13 protein-coding genes are annotated in these 16,169 nt (G+C 70.0%); 6 read left to right on the forward strand and 7 right to left on the reverse strand.

Annotation, left to right across the window (positions count from 1 at the left end):
• The first annotated feature begins 107 nt into the window (after positions 1 to 107).
• The gene (locus EER30_RS00510) at positions 108 to 419 is read left to right on the forward strand and encodes an STAS domain-containing protein (protein ID WP_127497168.1); all 312 of its coding nucleotides are present in this window, start codon (positions 108 to 110) and stop codon (positions 417 to 419) included.
• On the opposite strand, the gene EER30_RS00515 is transcribed toward EER30_RS00510, so the two are convergent.
• The 7 genes from EER30_RS00515 to EER30_RS00545 form a co-directional block, all read right to left on the reverse strand.
• Positions 409 to 3,987, reverse strand: coding sequence for a SpoIIE family protein phosphatase (locus EER30_RS00515; RefSeq protein WP_240669690.1), 3,579 nt, complete (start codon positions 3,985 to 3,987; stop codon positions 409 to 411). The two genes, EER30_RS00510 and EER30_RS00515, sit on opposite strands and share 11 nt — an antisense overlap.
• 73 nt (positions 3,988 to 4,060) lie before the next feature.
• The gene (locus EER30_RS00520; RefSeq protein WP_127497170.1) at positions 4,061 to 4,810 is read right to left on the reverse strand and encodes a gamma-glutamyl-gamma-aminobutyrate hydrolase family protein; all 750 of its coding nucleotides are present in this window, start codon (positions 4,808 to 4,810) and stop codon (positions 4,061 to 4,063) included.
• A gap of 30 nt (positions 4,811 to 4,840) precedes the next feature.
• On the reverse strand, positions 4,841 to 5,524 hold the full coding sequence (locus tag EER30_RS00525; protein ID WP_127497172.1) for a gamma-glutamyl-gamma-aminobutyrate hydrolase family protein: 684 nt from the start codon (positions 5,522 to 5,524) through the stop codon (positions 4,841 to 4,843).
• A gap of 218 nt (positions 5,525 to 5,742) precedes the next feature.
• A complete protein-coding gene (locus tag EER30_RS00530) occupies positions 5,743 to 6,507 on the reverse strand; it encodes a 3-oxoacyl-ACP reductase (protein ID WP_127497174.1) in 765 nt (254 codons plus the stop codon).
• 4 nt (positions 6,508 to 6,511) lie between these two features.
• The gene (locus EER30_RS00535) at positions 6,512 to 7,873 is read right to left on the reverse strand and encodes an aldehyde dehydrogenase family protein (protein WP_127497176.1); all 1,362 of its coding nucleotides are present in this window, start codon (positions 7,871 to 7,873) and stop codon (positions 6,512 to 6,514) included.
• 195 nt (positions 7,874 to 8,068) lie between these two features.
• Positions 8,069 to 9,415 (reverse strand): glutamine synthetase family protein, encoded by a 1,347-nt coding sequence (locus EER30_RS00540; protein ID WP_127497178.1) that lies wholly within the window; start codon positions 9,413 to 9,415, stop codon positions 8,069 to 8,071.
• Positions 9,416 to 9,552: 137 nt separating this feature from the next.
• Entirely contained in the window at positions 9,553 to 11,076 is a 1,524-nt protein-coding gene (locus EER30_RS00545) for an amino acid permease (protein ID WP_127497180.1), read from the reverse strand.
• Between the two features lie 705 nt (positions 11,077 to 11,781).
• Here EER30_RS00545 and EER30_RS00550 point away from each other — a divergent pair.
• From EER30_RS00550 to EER30_RS00570, 5 genes are all read left to right on the forward strand, one after another.
• The gene (locus EER30_RS00550; RefSeq protein ID WP_127497182.1) at positions 11,782 to 12,153 is read left to right on the forward strand and encodes a MerR family transcriptional regulator; all 372 of its coding nucleotides are present in this window, start codon (positions 11,782 to 11,784) and stop codon (positions 12,151 to 12,153) included.
• Between the two features lie 31 nt (positions 12,154 to 12,184).
• On the forward strand, positions 12,185 to 13,465 hold the full coding sequence (locus EER30_RS00555; RefSeq protein ID WP_127497184.1) for a sensor histidine kinase: 1,281 nt from the start codon (positions 12,185 to 12,187) through the stop codon (positions 13,463 to 13,465).
• The gene (locus EER30_RS00560) at positions 13,462 to 14,121 is read left to right on the forward strand and encodes a response regulator (protein ID WP_240669691.1); all 660 of its coding nucleotides are present in this window, start codon (positions 13,462 to 13,464) and stop codon (positions 14,119 to 14,121) included. Before EER30_RS00555 ends, EER30_RS00560 begins: the two co-directional genes overlap by 4 nt.
• 78 nt (positions 14,122 to 14,199) lie before the next feature.
• Positions 14,200 to 15,093 carry an ABC transporter ATP-binding protein gene (locus EER30_RS00565; protein ID WP_127497186.1) on the forward strand — a complete coding sequence of 298 codons (894 nt, stop codon included), beginning with the start codon at positions 14,200 to 14,202 and terminating at the stop codon, positions 15,091 to 15,093.
• Positions 15,090 to 16,160: an ABC transporter permease gene (locus EER30_RS00570; protein WP_127497187.1), complete on the forward strand. Its 1,071-nt coding sequence runs from the start codon at positions 15,090 to 15,092 to the stop codon at positions 16,158 to 16,160. Before EER30_RS00565 ends, EER30_RS00570 begins: the two co-directional genes overlap by 4 nt.
• Positions 16,161 to 16,169: the final 9 nt, after the last annotated feature.

Raw genomic sequence — 16,169 nt, forward strand, 5'->3', positions numbered from 1 at the left:
GGCAAGCCTATAACCGCGCGTACGGGCCGGGACTGTGGCGGCGGACGCAGGCGTGAGCCGCGTCGGCGGTTCTTGCCGCCCTCCGGCCCCTATGAAATCGTGTCAGCGTGGATCAAGAGCGGGCGGACCAGAACTTCACGGCCACGGTGGCCGTGGATCAGGACCGTGTCGTCGTGACGGTCACCGGCGAGGTCGACATGTCCACGGCCGACGCCATGGTCCAGGCCGGCACCAAGGACATCGCCCGATCAGCCACCCTCGACCTGCGAGCGGTCACCTTCTTCGACTCGGCCGCGATCCACGCGCTGCTCCAGCTGGCCGAGCACTACGGCGCCCATCTGACCGTGCTCCCCTCGTCCCAGGTGCGCCGCGTGCTCGAGATATCGGGCCTGTCGACGCAGCCCTGGCTCAGCGACTGAGCGGACGCCTCAACGTCACCGCGGTCCCCGATTCGGAACGCTCCACGGCCAGGTCGGTGAGCGCGCCGATCAACGCCAGCCCGCGACCCCGGAACCCGCCGGAGGTGCTGGGACGCCAGGTGCCGGTGTCGCGCACCGTGACCACGACCGCGTCGTCGGCCAGCGCCGCCTCGACGGTCACCGTCTCCTCGGCCGGCTCGACCGGATGCTCGATGGCGTTCGCCGCCGCCTCCGAGACGGCCACGATCACGTCGAAGATGTCGGCCTCGGGCACCTCGTGGCCGCTCAGGAACTCCTCGAGCCGGCGTCGCAGCACGCTGAGCCCGGTCGGCTCGGCCGGCAACCGCAGCACGAACTGCAGCGGCTCGGTCGCCTCCAGGGCCAGCAGGGCGATGTCGTCGCGCCGCGAGCGCTTGGCCGCCTTGGCCAGCAGGGTGTCGAGCAGGTCCTCCACGTGCTCGGCCGGCTGCGCGGCGTCGACGGTCAGCTCGGCCAGCCCGGCGTCGATGCCGGCCTCCCGGTCCTCGACCAGGCCGTCGGTGTAGAGCAGCAGCCGCGAGTTCGCGGGCAGGTCGGCCTCGAGCGTCGGATAGCCGACGTCGCCGAGCGCGCCGATCGGCGGCCCGAGCGCGGAGGTGTAAAGGAACGAGCCGACCTCGCCCGGCGCCACCAGCACCGGCGGCGGGTGACCGGCCGACGAGAAGTGCACCCGGCGCCGCCGCGGGTCGAAGCGCACGCACACGACCGTCGCGAACTGCCGCTGACCCAGGTTGTCGACCAGCCGGTTGAGCCGGGTCAGCGCCTCGCCGCAGTCGAAGCCCTCCAGGATGTACGCCCGCAGCGCGTTGCGGAGCTGGCCCATGCCGGCCGCCGCCTGTACGCCCTTGCCGACCACGTCCCCGATGACCAGGAAGAGCTGGTCGTCGGGGGCGGCGATGACGTCGTACCAGTCGCCGCCGACCTCGGCCTCGCTGCTGCCCGGCAGGTAGCGGCTGGCCACGATGGCCCCCGGCACCCGGGGCAGCGACCGCGGCAGCAGGCTGTGCTGCAACGTGGTCGCGATGCGGTGCTCGGCCTCGTAGAGGCGGGCGTTCTCGAGCCGCAGGCCGATGAGCCGGGCGAGCTGGGCCAGCAGCGCCGGTTCGAGGGTGCTCTGCGGCGACGACCAGACCCGAAGCTCGCCGACGGTCGCGCCGGACGTGTCGGGCAGCGGCAGCACCACGTCGGGCCGGATCCGCGGGTCGGCACCCCCGTCGACCTCGGCCCGGGCGCCGGGCACGGTGATCACCACCCGGCCGGCCGCGGCCATGTCGCGCACGTGCTGGGCGGCGACGTCGAGCACCTCGGAGGTGGTGCGCACGGTGTTCACCGCGGCGGCCGTGTCGACCAGCCCGCGCAGCCGGCTGATGATCTGGCGGCGGGCCTGACCGAGGTCGAGGTTGGCGCGCACCCGCGCGGTCAGGTCGCGGGCCGAGAACGGTTTGACCAGGTAGTCGTCGGCGCCCGCGGCGAGCCCCTCGCTGGACGCCTCCTCACCGGCGCGGGCCGACAGCACGACGATCGGGATCTCGCGGGTGCGCTCGTCGGCGCGCAGCGCGGCGATCAGCCCGAAGCCGTCCAGCCGGGGCATCATCACGTCGGTCAGCACCAGGTCGAACTCCTGTCGCCCGGCCAGCTCGAGCGCCGCCCGGCCGTCCACCGCCGTGGTGACGTCCCACAGCGGCCGCAGCAGCCGCCTGAGGTGGTCGCGCAGGTCAGCGTTGTCGTCGACGACCAGGATCCGGCCGCGCGGGCGGTCCGCCCCCGTCGGCTCCGGCACGGGCAGCGGCGTCTCGTCGCCGGTCCACCAGTGCTCGGCCTCCTCGACGTACGGCCGGGCGTCGATCTCACCGACGACATTGCCCCCACTGGCGGTGATCCGGTCAGCCGGCAGGTGAGCCGTGCCGAACGGGATCGTGACCGTGAAGACGCTGCCCTGGCCGGGCTCGCTCTCGACGCCGGCCGACCCTCCGTGCAGTTCGGCCAGCTCACGCACCAGAGCCAGGCCGATGCCGGTGCCCTCGTGGCTGCGCGACCAGACCCCGGTGACCCGGTGGAAGCGGTCGAACAGCAGCGGGAGCTGGTCGGCCGGGATGCCGACCCCGGTGTCGCGCACGGTCAGCTCGGCGCCCCGGTCGGTGGGCCGCACCCGTACCTTGATGCGCCCGTTCGGGGTGTACTTCACCGCGTTCGAGAGCAGGTTGAGAACGATCTTCTCCCACATCTCGCGGTCGACGAGCACGGGCGCGGGCAGCGGCGACGAGTCGACCAGCAGCTCGAGCCCGGCCCGCTCGGCGGCCGACCGGAACGTGCTGGCCAGCCGGGCCGTGTAGTCGGCCAAATCGGTGGGCTGGTAGGCGGCGCGAAGCCGGCCCGACTCGAGCCGCGAGAAGTCGAGAACCGTGTTGACCAGCTTGAGCAGGCGCAGGCCGTTACGCCGCATCGGCAGCAGCCGCTCCCGTTCGCCGTCGGGCAGCTCCGGGTCGTCCAGCAGGTCTTCGAGCGGACCCAGAATCAACGTCAGCGGCGTACGGAACTCGTGGCTGACGTTCGAGAAGAAGTTGGTCTTGGCCCGGTCCAGGGCGGCCAGCTCGACGGCGCGGGCACGCTCCTGCTCGTACGCTCTCAGGTTGCCCACGGCCCGCGAGATCTGCGCGGCCGCCAGCTCAAGGAAGTCGCGATAGCCTCCGCCGGGCGCCAGATAGCGGCTCAGGCCCACCACGAGCGCGCCGACCCGCGCGGTTCCCACGGTGACCGGCAGCACGACCGCCTGATCGGCCACCCCCGGCGCCTCGGCGATGATCGTGGGGAAGCTCGCCGACGCGGCCTGCCCCATCCGGATCACCTGCCGTACCAGCGGGTGCACCGCCTCGGGTGTGCTCCCGTCGTCGGCCTCGTCGAGAACCAGGCGGGCGTACGGCACGTCGGCCGCGTTCTCGGCGAAGACGGCGGACACCTCGGCCGCCAGCGCGGCCTGATCGGGCGAGTCGGCCAGCCGGGATCCGAGCGCGCTGAGCGTGCGCACCCGGCGCTCGCCGAGAACCCGGCCGGTCGTGTCCGAGACGATGCAAAAAATGCCGTCGACCGTGCCCGCCTCGGTGCGGATCGGGTCGTACGAGATGTCGAAGTAGGTCTCCTCGAGGAAACCGTGCCGTTCGAGCATGAACGGGTGGTCGGTCGCCCAGAACGCCTCGCCGTCGGACCGCACCCCGTCAAACAGGATCTTGAGGACCGACCAGGCCTCGGCCCACAGCTCGCTGCCCGGCCGGCCCAGGAAGTGCGGGTGCTTGCCGCCCATCGCTGGGATGTAGGCGTCGTTGTAAAACGAGCAGTACTGCGGGCCCCAGAAAATAATGATCTGGGCGCGGGAGGCGAGCATGGTCGTCACCGCGGTGCAGAGCTCGGGCGGCCAGCCGGCGGGCGGACCCAGCGGGCTGGCCGACCAGTCGAACTCGATCATGCGGCGGCCCATCTCGCCGCCCCGCTCGAACGCCGCGCGGAGCCGGCTCGGAAGGGCGCTCGCGCTCATCGGCCCTCCCCAACTCGACCACCGTACGGTTGAGCACGGTAACACCGGATAGGGCGCGGGGCTCGCCGAGCGACTAAGCCGCGAACGCCTGCGGCTTGAGCCCCGAGCGCTTGGCCGCCGCCTCGACCAGCGCGGCGAAGAAGCGCAGATCAGCGGTGCGCTCCGGGTGCCACTGCACCCCCACGGCGTACGCATGAGCCGGGTCTTCGATGATCTCGATGACCCGGTCGTCGGGGCACCAGCCGGTCGCCGTGAACGAGCCCGGGTCGTCGACCGCCTGGTGGTGGAACGAATTCACGGTGGAGTGCGCGCCGATCAGCCGGTGCGCGATCGAACCCGGCTCGGTGATCACGTCGTGCCGCCCGTAGGCGGAGGCGTCGGCGGCCAGCGGGTCGGTGCCCGAGGCAGCCCGGTGCCGGTCGTGACCGATGATGTCGGGCAGGTGCTGGTGCAGCGTGCCGCCGCCGACGACGGCCATCACCTGCAGGCCGCGGCAGACGCCCAGCAGCGGCAGGTCGGCCTCGAGCGCGGCCCGCATCAGCATGATCTCGGACTCGTCGCGCTCCTTGTCGACCTCGGTCGCCGGGTGCCGCTCGGCCCCCCAGTACGCCGGGTCGATGTCACCGCCACCGCTGAAGACGATCCCGTCGAGCGAGTCGATCACGTCGGTGCCAGGGTCGTCCGGGGTGATCAGCACGGCCCGGCCACCCACAGCGTGCACGGCTCGCACATACGTCATGGGGAGCATGCCCGCCACGAGGTCGTTGCTGCCGTACTGCACCTGCTGGGCGTACGCGGTCATGCCGATCAGGGGCCTGCGCATTCGGTGCTTTCCTCCTCTTTGGTTCTTCCTCTATCGTGCCGCCGCGACCAGCGCTCCGAAGAGCCGCTCGTCGCGGATGACCTCGGGGTGCCACTGCACACCCAGGGCGAACCGACGGCTGGCATCCTCGACCGCCTCGGCGAGACCGTCCTCGGCGCGTCCGGTGACTGTGAGTTTTCCGGCATCGGCGACACCCTGGTGGTGGAAGCACCGGATGGCGAGATCGTCACCCATCAGGGCCGCGATGCGACTACCGGGGACGAACGACGCGTCGTGCTCGCCGTAGACGGCGGGCGCGGGGCGGTGCTTCTCGTGGCCCAGCACGTCGGGCAGGTGCTGGTGCAGGGAGCCACCGGAGGCGACGACCATGAGCTGCATGCCGCGGCAGACGCCGAGAACGGGGACGTCGAGGTCCAACGCCCGGCGGACGAGCAGCATTTCCGCCCGGTCGCGGCCGGGTCGCGTCACGGTCAGCGGTTCGGGGTCGGCGCCGTAGAGCTCGGGGCTGACGTCAGGGCCGCCGGCCAGCACCAATCCGTCGAGCACGGTCAGGATGTCGGTGTCCTCGTGCGGCGGGATCAGCACCGGGCGACCACCCGCCTGGGTGACGGCCTCGGTGTAGTCGTGCGGCACGAAGGTGGTGGGAAGGTCGCGCCAGACGCCCCAGGTGGCCTGATCCACATAGGTTGTGATGCCGATGATCGGACGTCGCATCGCCTTACCGTAACCAGATCTTGTTTCGGTTCAACCACCCGATTAGGTGCGCCGCGCCGTCACGAGGGTGACAGCGCGGCGCCCTGGGCCCGTCTGTCCCACCTACACAGGGATCGACCTGCGCCGGCGGGGATTCGACCCCTGCACCCTCCGAGGAAGGTGTTCATAGGGGCTGCCCGGCGTAACAGGAACCTAAACGTTCACGTGGCGAACGTACGTCACAAAGGCGTCACATAAGCTCCTGTGATGCCGCCGTCAACGACGAACTGCGAGGCGGTCATGAACGAGGCGTCGTCGCTGGCCAGGAAGGCGACCGCGGCCGCGATCTCCGCGGGCTCGGCGAACCGGCCCATCGGCACATGGACGAGGCGCCGCGCGGCCCGCTCGGGGTCTTTGGCGAAAAGATCCATCAGCAACGGCGTAGCGACCGGCCCGGGGCACAGCGCGTTGATCCGGATTCCCTCGCGGGCGAACTGCACCCCGAGCTCGCGGGTCATCGCCAGCACACCGCCCTTGCTCGCGGTGTAGGCGATCTGCGAGGTCGCCGCGCCCAGCAACGCCACGAACGACGCGGTGTTGATGATCGAGCCCTTGCCCTGCCGCTGCATGTGCGGGATCGCGTACTTGCAGCAGAAGAACACCGAGGTCGTGTTGACCTTGAGCACCCGCTCCCACGCGTCGAGGCCGGTGACCAGGATCGAGTCGTCGTCCGGCGGCGAGATGCCGGCGTTGTTGAAGGCGATGTCGACCCGGCCGTACCGCTCGGCGACACCGTCGAACAGGGCCCGCACCTGCTCCTCGTCGCTCACGTCGCAGGCGACGAACTCTCCGCCCGTCTCGTCGGCGACGGCCAGGCCGGCCTCCTCCGAGATGTCGACCGCGACGACCTTGGCTCCCTCGGCCGCGAACCGGCGGGCTGTCGCCAGCCCGATTCCGCTGCCCGCGCCGGTGATGACAGCGACGCGATCCTGCAAACGATCCACTTAATCAATCTCCCATGGCCAGGAAAACGTTCTTGACGTCGGTGAAGCTGAGCAGCGCGTCAGGGCCGAGCTCGCGGCCCAGCCCCGACTGCTTCATGCCGCCGAACGGGGTCCAGTAACGCACCGACGAGTGGCTGTTGACGCTGAGCGCGCCGGTCTCGACCGCCCGCGACACTCGCAGGGCCCGGCCGAGGTCACGGGTCCACAGTGAGCCGGACAGCCCGTACTCGGTGTCGTTGGCCAGCCGGACAGCATCTTCCTCGTCCTTGAACGGCAGCACCGACAGGACGGGCCCGAAGACCTCCTCACGCCAGTGCCGGTCGCCGGTCGAGTGGGCGAGCAGCACCGTCGGCGGGAACCACCAGCCGTCGCCGCTCGGGGCCTGACCGGCGAAGGCGACATCGGACCCCTCGACATATGACGCGACGGTCGCCCGGTGACCCGCGGAGATCAGCGGCCCCATCTCGGCGGTCGGCAGCGACGGGTCGGACACCTGGAACGCCTTCACCGCGGGTTCGAGCATCGACAGGAACTTGTCGTAGACCGACTCCTGCACCAGCAGGCGCGAACGGGCGCAGCAGTCCTGCCCGGCGTTGTCGAAGACGCTCGCCGGAGCCGAGGAGGCCGCCTTCTCGAGGTCGGCGTCGGCGAAGACGATGTTGGCGCTCTTGCCGCCCAGCTCGAGGGTCACGCGCTTCACCTGGTCGGCCGCGCCCGCCATGATCGACTTGCCGACCTCGGTCGAGCCGGTGAAGCAGACCTTGCGCACGGCCGGGTGGGTGACGAACCGCTGCCCGACGACCGAGCCCTTGCCGGGGACGATCTGGAACACGTGCTCGGGCAGCCCGGCCTCGAGGGCCAGCTCACCGAGCCGGATCGCGGTCAGCGGGGTGAACTCGGCCGGCTTGAGCACGACCGTGTTGCCGGCCGCCAGCGCGGGAGCGAAACCCCAGCCGGCGATCGGCATCGGGAAGTTCCACGGCACGATGATGCCGACGACGCCGAGCGGCTCGTGGAACGTCACGTCGAGGCCGCCGGCGACCGGGATCTGGCGGCCGCTGAGCCGCTCGGGGGCGCCCGCGTAGTAGTCGAGGACGTCGCGGACGTTGCCCGCCTCCCACCGGGCGTTGCCGATGGTGTGGCCGGCGTTGCGCACCTCGAGCTCGGCGAGCTCGTCGAGGTGCTGGTCGACCACGGCGGCGAACCGGCGCAGGAGCCGGGCCCGGTCGCCGGGGGCGATCGCCCGCCACGCGGGGAAGGCCTGCTGCGCCCGCTCGATCGCGGCGTCGGTGGCGGCCAGATCGAGCGACGGAACGCTGGTGAACACCGCCCCGGTGGCCGGATTGATGACGTCAGTTGTGGTCACGGCTGGATCCTTACACACGGATGGATGGCGCGACTCCGCTCCTGTGGACAACGCGCTTCTGTGGACAACCCGGCTCGCCTCCCGCCCCGGGGGGTAGGTTCAGCCCACGTCCCTGGGCGGGAGGGGGAGGCGGAGGCGTACCGGGGCAAGATCAGCGGGCCGAGGCCCGCGCTGGCAAGATCGGCGGACGACGGGTCACATGCGTTCGAAGCCGCGGCGCAGCTCCCAGTCGGTGACGGCGGCGTCGAAAGCGGCCAGCTCCACCTGCGCCATGTTGGCGTAGTGGCCGACCACGTCCGCCCCGAAAGCCGCCTGCCCGACTGAGCTGCCCAGCCACAGTTGCTGCGCCTCCCGCAGCGTTGTCGGCACCCGATCCGCGTCCGAGTCCTCGTACGCGTTGCCGGTGAATTCGTTCTCCAGCGACAATTCGTTCTCGATGCCGTGCAGCGCCCCGGCCACCAACGCCGCGATGGCCAGATAGGGATTCACGTCCCCGCCCGGCACCCGGTTCTCCACCCGCATTCCCTGCCCGTGCCCGGCGATGCGCAGCGCACAGGTCCGGTTGTCCACTCCCCAGCGCAGAGCGGTCGGCGCGAACGACCCCGGCTGATACCGCTTGTACGAGTTGATGTTGGGCGCGAAGAGCAGGCTGAATTCGCGCATCGTGGCCAGCAGCCCGGCCAGCACTTGCTGCCCCGTGACGCTCAGATGGGCCGGCCCGTCGCCCAGCATCGCCGACTTGCCGTCGGAACCGCGCAGCGAGAAGTGAATGTGGCACGAGTTCCCCTCGCGCGCGTTCGGCTTGGCCATGAAGGTCAGCGCCATGCCCTCCTGCGCCGCGATCTCCTTGGCCCCGTTCTTGTAGATCACGTGGTTGTCCGCGCAGGTCAGCGCGTCGGCATAACGGAACGCGATCTCGTGCTGCCCGTAGTTGCATTCACCCTTGGCGCTCTCCGGCAGCAGCCCCGCGCCGTACATCTCGTTGCGGATGCGGCGCAGAAACGGCTCCACCCGGGCCGTCCCGAGCATCGAGTAATCCACGTTGTACTGATTGGCCGGCGTCAGATCGCGATACGCCTTGTCGAACGCTTGCTCGTAACTGTCGCGATACAGCACGAATTCAAGTTCGGTCCCCGCGTACGCCGTGAGCCCGTGCGAGGCGAGCCGGTCGAGCTGCTTCTGCAGGATCTGTCGCGGCGACGCGTAGACGGGCACTCCGTCGGTCGTCTCGAGGTCGGCCAGCACCAGCGCCGTACCCTCCTGCCACGGCACCCGGCGCAACGTCGTGAAGTCGGGCTTCATCACGAAATCGCCGTAGCCGCTGGCCCAGGAGGACATCTCGTAGCCGTCCACGGTGTTCATGTCGACGTCCACCGCGAGCAGATAGTTGCAGCCCTCGCTGCCCCCGCTGACCACCTCGTCCACGAAGTAGCGGCCGTGCAGACGCTTGCCCTGCAACCTGCCCTGCATGTCGGTCAGCGCCAGCAGCACGGTGTCGATGCTGCCGTTGTCGACGGCGACGTCCAGTTCTTCGAGATCCATCCGGGCCCTTTCGAAATGGGGCCGGGCGCCAAGAAACGCCCGGCCCCGGGGTTGATTGATGAGGGTTGTTCAGGGCGGTGGAGACCAAGTTGCCTAGCCGCAGCTAACTGCAACTTGAGGTCGGCCCTGAACAACCCTCATTCAGTCGGCATCGTCTGTTCCCCGTGGGCGGCCTTGTCGATCACGTTCTGCCGCGGCCCGGTGAACCACCTCCGGGCGCTCGCGAACCACCAGATCGTGGCGAAGGCCAGCACGGCCGCCACGGCGAGGATCGTGTAGTTGAAGTTCGTCGCCGTGATCGGGCTCGCCGTCGGCAGGATGAAGAGCACGCAGATGATCCCGACCCAGACGATCGCGATCCAGCCCACCGGCGCGCTCCATTTGCCGAGGTGCCACGGCCCCCGCTCGAAGCCGGGGTTCATACGCCGCAGGAAGACCGGCATGACGTACGCGATGTAGAGGCCGATCACGGCGACCGAGGTGGCCGCCAGGTAGGCCGTGTTGTTCCACAGCGACGGCAGCACCAGCAGGCTGGACAGCGCCACACAGAGCCAGATCGAGTTCGTCGGGGTTCCCGTACGCGGGTTCACCTGTTTCCACAGCCGCGAGAAGGGCAGCGCGCCGTCGCGGGCGAAGGCGTACGACATCCGCGAGTTCGCGGTCACCGAGGCCATGCCGCAGAACCACTGCGCGACCATGCAGATGAACAGCAGGAACGTGCCCAGGTTGTGACCGGCCGCGTCGATGAAGATCTGTGCGGGCGGCAGGCCCAGGGCGGTCGTACGCTCGGCCTCGTAGTCCTGGATGGACCAGGTGATCGCGAAGAGCAGCACGAAGCCGGCGACCACGGAGACCACCACCGACATGACGATGCCGCGCGGGGCGGCCCGGGCGGCGTCGTGCGTCTCCTCGGCCACGTGAGCCGAGGCGTCGTACCCGGTGTAGGTGTATTGCGCCATCAGCAGACCGATGAGAACCGCGTAGACGCCCGCCCCGGCGAAAGTGAAGCCGGTGGCGTTCTGCACCTCGAAGAAGACCTCGGAGATCGGCTTGTGGTTGTCCGGCACCACGGCCAAAATCACCACGATCACGGCCACACCGACCAGGTGCCACCAGGCGCTGACGTCCGAGAGCAGCCGTACGAGGTTGACGCCGAACGTGTTGAGCAGGCCGTGCACGATGATGATCGCGAGGAAGATCAGGAACGTACGGCCCTTGGTGACCTCCATGTCGAAGGTCAGGCTGAGGAACGCCGACGTGGTGATCGCCGCGCCGAAGTCGATGGCGGCGGTGACGGCGACCTCGCCGAGGAAGTTGAACCAGCCGACGAACCAGGCCCAGGCGGCCTTGTTGCGCTTGGCCAGCGCGGCCGCCCACCAATAGAGCGCTCCGGCCGTGGGATAGGCCGAGCAGACCTCGGCCATCGCGAGGGCCACGAAGGTCACCATGATGCCGACGAAGAGCCAGCCCAGGGTGATGGCGATCGGGCCGCCGGCGGTCATCGCGATGCCGTAGGACGTGATCGCGCCGGCCAGGATGGAGATGATCGAGAAGGAGACCGCGAAGTTCGAGAAGCCGGACAGTCGGCGATGCAGTTCCTGCTGGTAGCCGAGTTGGGCCAGGCGTTCTTCGTCGGTACTGGGTGCGGGGTTGACACTCATGTGCAGCTCCCTTACCGAGGGGATGCTGTGACCGGGGTCACCGCGTGCCTGGATGATCTCGCCGCTGTGTTACGCGCGTCAATGACCAGCGTTAATTCCGTTGCCGCGAACCGTCCCGGACCGCACACTCAGAGCCATGACAGAGCATCGGAAAGCCACACTGACGCTCTCATAGCGCGCGAGCCCTCGGCAGGCTTCGCGAACACCCGGGGCCGCCTCAGGCGCCCCGACCCGCGGCGGCGCGGGGCGCGGTCACCTCTCTCTCACGCGGCATCGCCGCGCCTTGCGCCCGCTCCGCGCCGCCGCCCCATAGACACCCCTGTCACCAGTGACAACCCCCATCGATGAGACGAAATGTCCTAAAAATCTACAGCGTCGGTACTAGAAATCCCGTCCTGATCGGCATACAGTTTCTGGTGTCGGCCACGCACAGCCGACATGCAACTGGCACAGACCCTGAGTTGGCTAAGGAGGACGAGATACCGCAGCAACGCGCAATCACGACGTCCCCGACCCGACAAGAGGTGATCGCAGCCGATGCCCATCACTCAGGTGGTCTGCTAGCGGCACGCAGGCGGACTACCGAACGCGCCGGCGACGGCCGGCACCAGAATTGAAAAGCCAAGGCCCCGGTTACCCGCCGGGGCCTTGGATTGTGTTCCGGCCACCCCGGACATAACCCCGCAATCCCCCCGGAAGGGCACGATGAGCACGACCTTCGACGACGCCGACTTCCCGGCGTACACGATGGGCCGCGCCGCCGAGATGATCGGCGTGACCCCCGCCTTCCTCCGCAGCCTCGGCGCCGCGGGCCTGATCAAGCCCGAGCGCTCGCACGGCGGCCACCGCCGCTACTCCCGGCATCAGCTCCAGCTCGCCCTGCGCGTGCGCCAGCTCCTCGACGAGGGCATCCTGCTCACCGCGGCCTGCCGCATCGTCACCCTCGAGGACAGGCTCGCCGCGGCCCACCGGCGCATCGCCGAGCTGGGCGGCACCCTCACCCCCGACGACGACGCCGACATTCCCACCCAGACCCGCCCGGACATCGCGAAGACCCAGTACTACCGGGCCCCCTGACACCGGGCGCGTCTGTGACAGCCTGAGGGGCATGCGCAGCCTCGACGACTGGCAACGCCCCGGGCCGACCCCTCGCCAGCGCCGCATCGACCTGATCACCGGCCTCGTCGTGGTCGCGGCCGCCCTGTTCTACGTGATGCTCAGCCGCAGTGTCGGCCTGTTCGTCTGGGGTGTCGAGCGCAGCGCGGCCGAGCACCTGGCCTTCGCGTTCGCGATCACCGTCCCGCTGATCTGGCGTCGCAGCCATCCCGAGCTCGTCCTGATCGTCATCGCCGTCGTGTTCATCGCGGGTCAGATCCGTGAGACGCAGGAGGTCCAGTTCTCCTCGGGCGCCATCTTCGCCGCGATCTACACGGCCGGCGCTTGGGGTCCCGACCGGGTGCGGGCACGATGGCTGCGCGTGGTGATCATCGGCATCATGTTCGGCTGGCTCGCCATCGCGTGGCTGATCGCCGTCGACACGATCCCCCCGGACGCGTTCGCGGACGGCACCGGTGAACTGCCCCCGCTGCTGTCCGCGCTGATCAGCCAGGTTCTGATGAACGTCGTGATCTTCGGTTTCTCCTACTTCTTCGGCGAGACCGCGTGGCTGTCGGCCCGGCGCGAGGCTGTTCTGGTCGAGCAGGCCGAACAGCTCCGCCAGGCCCGGGCCGCGTCCGAGGAACGGGCCGTGGTCACCGAGCGCCTGCGGATCGCCCGCGAACTGCACGACGTCGTCGCCCACCACGTCTCGGTCATGGGCATCCAGGCCGCGGCGGCCCGGCGCGCGATGGACCGCGACGGCGGAACGGCCCGCGACTCGCTCACGTCGGTCGAGGAGAGCGCCCGGACGGCGGTCGACGAGCTCCAGCGCATGCTCGGGGCGCTGCGCACCGCCGACGAGCCGGCCGCCGCGCCCAACCCGGGCATCGAGCGGCTGGACGAGCTGCTCGATCGGGTCCACGAGGCCGGGCTGACCAGCGAGTTCGCTGTCTTCGGTACGGCCGTTCCGCTGCCCGCGTCAACGTCCCAGACGGCGTACCGGGTCGTACAGGAGGCCGTGACCAACGCGCTGAAGCACGCCGGGGCGTCCACTGTCGACGTGCGACTGCGCTATCTCAACCACGAACTGGAGATCGACGTGGCCGACGACGGCCACGGAGCGTCCACGAGCCGCGCGGCCGACGACGGCATGGGGCTGGTCGGCATGCGGGAACGGGTCGCCCTGCTCGGCGGGACGATCGAGACCGGCAACCGGTCGGCCGGCGGTTTCCGCGTACGAGCGAGGTTGCCCCTCGGATCGGCGGCGCCCCGCGAGAAGGTCGCCCCGTGATCCGGGTCCTCCTCGCGGACGACCACCGGCTGGTCCGCACCGGCTTCCGCGTGATCCTCGGGCTGGAGGACGACATCGAGGTCGTCGGGGAGGCCGAGGACGGCGCGCAGGCCGTCGAGGCGACCGCGCGGCACTCCCCCGACGTGGTGCTGATGGACGTCGAGATGCCCCGGATGAACGGGCTCGAGGCGACCCGCCGGATCGTCGCCGCCGGGGGCGGTCCGTCAGTGCTGATCCTGACCACGTTCGACCGGGACGACTACCTGTTCGCGGCGCTCGAGGCCGGGGCCAGCGGATTCCTGCTCAAGAACAGCTCGCCGGAGTCGCTGGTCGAGGCCGTACGGGTCGTCGCGCGCGGCGACGCGCTGCTGGCCCCCGAGATCACCCGGCGCGTCATCGCGGCCTTCGCCCGGCCCGGCACCGCCCGCTCCGGCCCGCCCGCCGCCCGGCTGGGCGAGCTCACCCCGCGCGAGCACGAAGTGCTGGTCGCGCTGGCCGGCGGCGCCACCAACGCCGAGATCGCGGCCGCCCTGCACCTGGGCGAGACCACGGTCAAGACCCATGTGAGCCGCGTGCTGACCAAGCTCGGGGCACGCGACCGGACGCAGGCGGTCGTGCTGGCGTACGAGCTCGGGGTCGTGCGCCCCGGCGGGTGACATCCTCCTCGCGGAGGACCGGGTGGATCATGCTTGAGCCGGACGCATTCCCGGGCCGGAATGCCTAGCCTCATCAATATGACCACCGTGCTGAACGTCGATTCCGTCAGCCGCAGCTTCGGCGACCGGGCCGTTCTGCGAAACATCTCGTTCCCCGTCACCGGCGGCCGGCTGACCGGGTTCGTCGGCGCGAACGGCGCCGGCAAGACCACCACGATGCGGATCATCCTCGGGGTGCTGGCCGCCGACACCGGCGAGGTGACGCTCGACGGCCGGCCGCTGACCCGCGCGATCCGGCAACGCTTCGGCTACATGCCCGAGGAACGTGGCCTCTACCCGACCATGACCGTGCACGACCAGGTCGTCTATCTGGGCCGGCTGCACGGCCTGAGCAGCGCCGACGCCGAGCGCCGCACGACCAGGCTGCTCGAACGGCTCGGGCTCGGTGAGCGAGCCGGCGAGAAACTCGAGAAGCTCTCGCTCGGCAACCAGCAGCGCGCCCAGGTCGCCGCCGCGCTGGTGCACGAACCCGAGGTGCTGGTGCTCGACGAGCCGTTCTCGGGTCTCGACCCGCTCGCCGTCGAGGTGATGGTCGACGTGCTGCGCGACCGCACCGCGGCGGGGGTGCCGGTGCTCTTCTCCAGCCACCAGCTCGAACTGGTCGAGCGTCTGTGCGACGACCTCGTGATCATTGCGGACGGGGAGATCCGGGCCGCCGGGGACCGGGCGTCGCTGAGCGCCCAGCATGCCGTGCCGCGCTATCAGCTACGGGTCGACGCCGACGCCGGCTGGTTGCGCGACCATCCCGGGGTCACCCTGCTCGACCTCGACGGCCCGCACGCCGTGTTCGACCTGGAAGCCGGGTTCGACGACCAGAAAGTCCTGCACGCCGCGCTCGAGCGAGGCCCGGTGCGGTCGTTCGGCCCGGTCGTCCCGTCCCTGTCCGAGATCTTCCGAGAGGTCGTCCGATGAGCACCTACGCCGCCGCCAAAGTGGTGGCCGCCCGCGAGATCAAGGTGCGGCTGCGCGACAAGACGTTCCTCTTCAGCACCGCGTTCTTCCTGCTCTTCGCGATCGGCGTCACGGTTCTGCCGGCCATCTTCGCGGGCGGCCCGTCGTCGGTCGCGGTCGCCGACCGGGCCACCGCCGCGATCCTGCAACAGGGCGATTTCGACGTACGGGTGGTGGCCGACGACGCCGCAGCCGAGAAGCTCGTGCGTGACGGCGACGTCGACGCCGCGGTGCTGGCCGGCCCCGAGGTCATCGCCCTGGACGACCGGCCCGGCGAGGTCGTCTCCGCGTTGAGCACGGCTCCGCCCGTACGCCTTCTCGACCCGGGCACCGTCGACCCGTTCCTGGCCTACATCGTGCCGTTCGCGCTGGCGTTCGTCTTCTTCATGACGTCGTTCCTGTTCGGACTGCAGATCTCGCAGAGCGTCACCGAGGAGAAGCAGACCCGCATCGTCGAGATCCTGGTCGCCAGCGTGCCGACCCGGGCGTTGCTGGCCGGCAAGGTCGCCGCGCTGGGCCTGCTGGCCTTCACGCAGGTGGCGTTGATCGCCATTGTCACCCTGGTCGGCGCGCGGCTGGCCGGGCTCGACAGTGGGGTGCTGAGCCTGCTGGAACCCACAATCGGCTGGTTCGTCGCGTTCTTCCTGATCGGCTTCCTGATGCTGGCCGCGCTGTGGGCGGGCGTGGGGGCGCTGGCGTCGCGGCCCGAGGATCTCAACGGCGTCTCCCAGCCGGTGCAGATGGCCGTCATGCTGCCGTTCTTCGCGGTCATTTTCCTGGCCGAGAACCCGCTGGCGATGACGATCCTGTCCTACGTCCCGTTCTCGGCGCCGATCGCGATGCCGACGCGGATCTTCCAGGGCAACGCCGCGGCCTGGGAACCGTTCGTCGCCTTGCTGATCATGGCGGTCACCGCCGTCGGGCTGCTGGCCGCGGGCGCCCGGGTCTACGAGGGTTCGCTGCTGCGCACCAACGGCAAGACCTCGTGGGCGACGGCCTGGCGCTCGCGCACTACGACCGCCGGATAGCCTCCGTCA

The organism is Actinoplanes solisilvae (assembly GCF_003999975.1).
Taxonomy (GTDB): domain Bacteria; phylum Actinomycetota; class Actinomycetes; order Mycobacteriales; family Micromonosporaceae; genus Actinoplanes; species Actinoplanes solisilvae.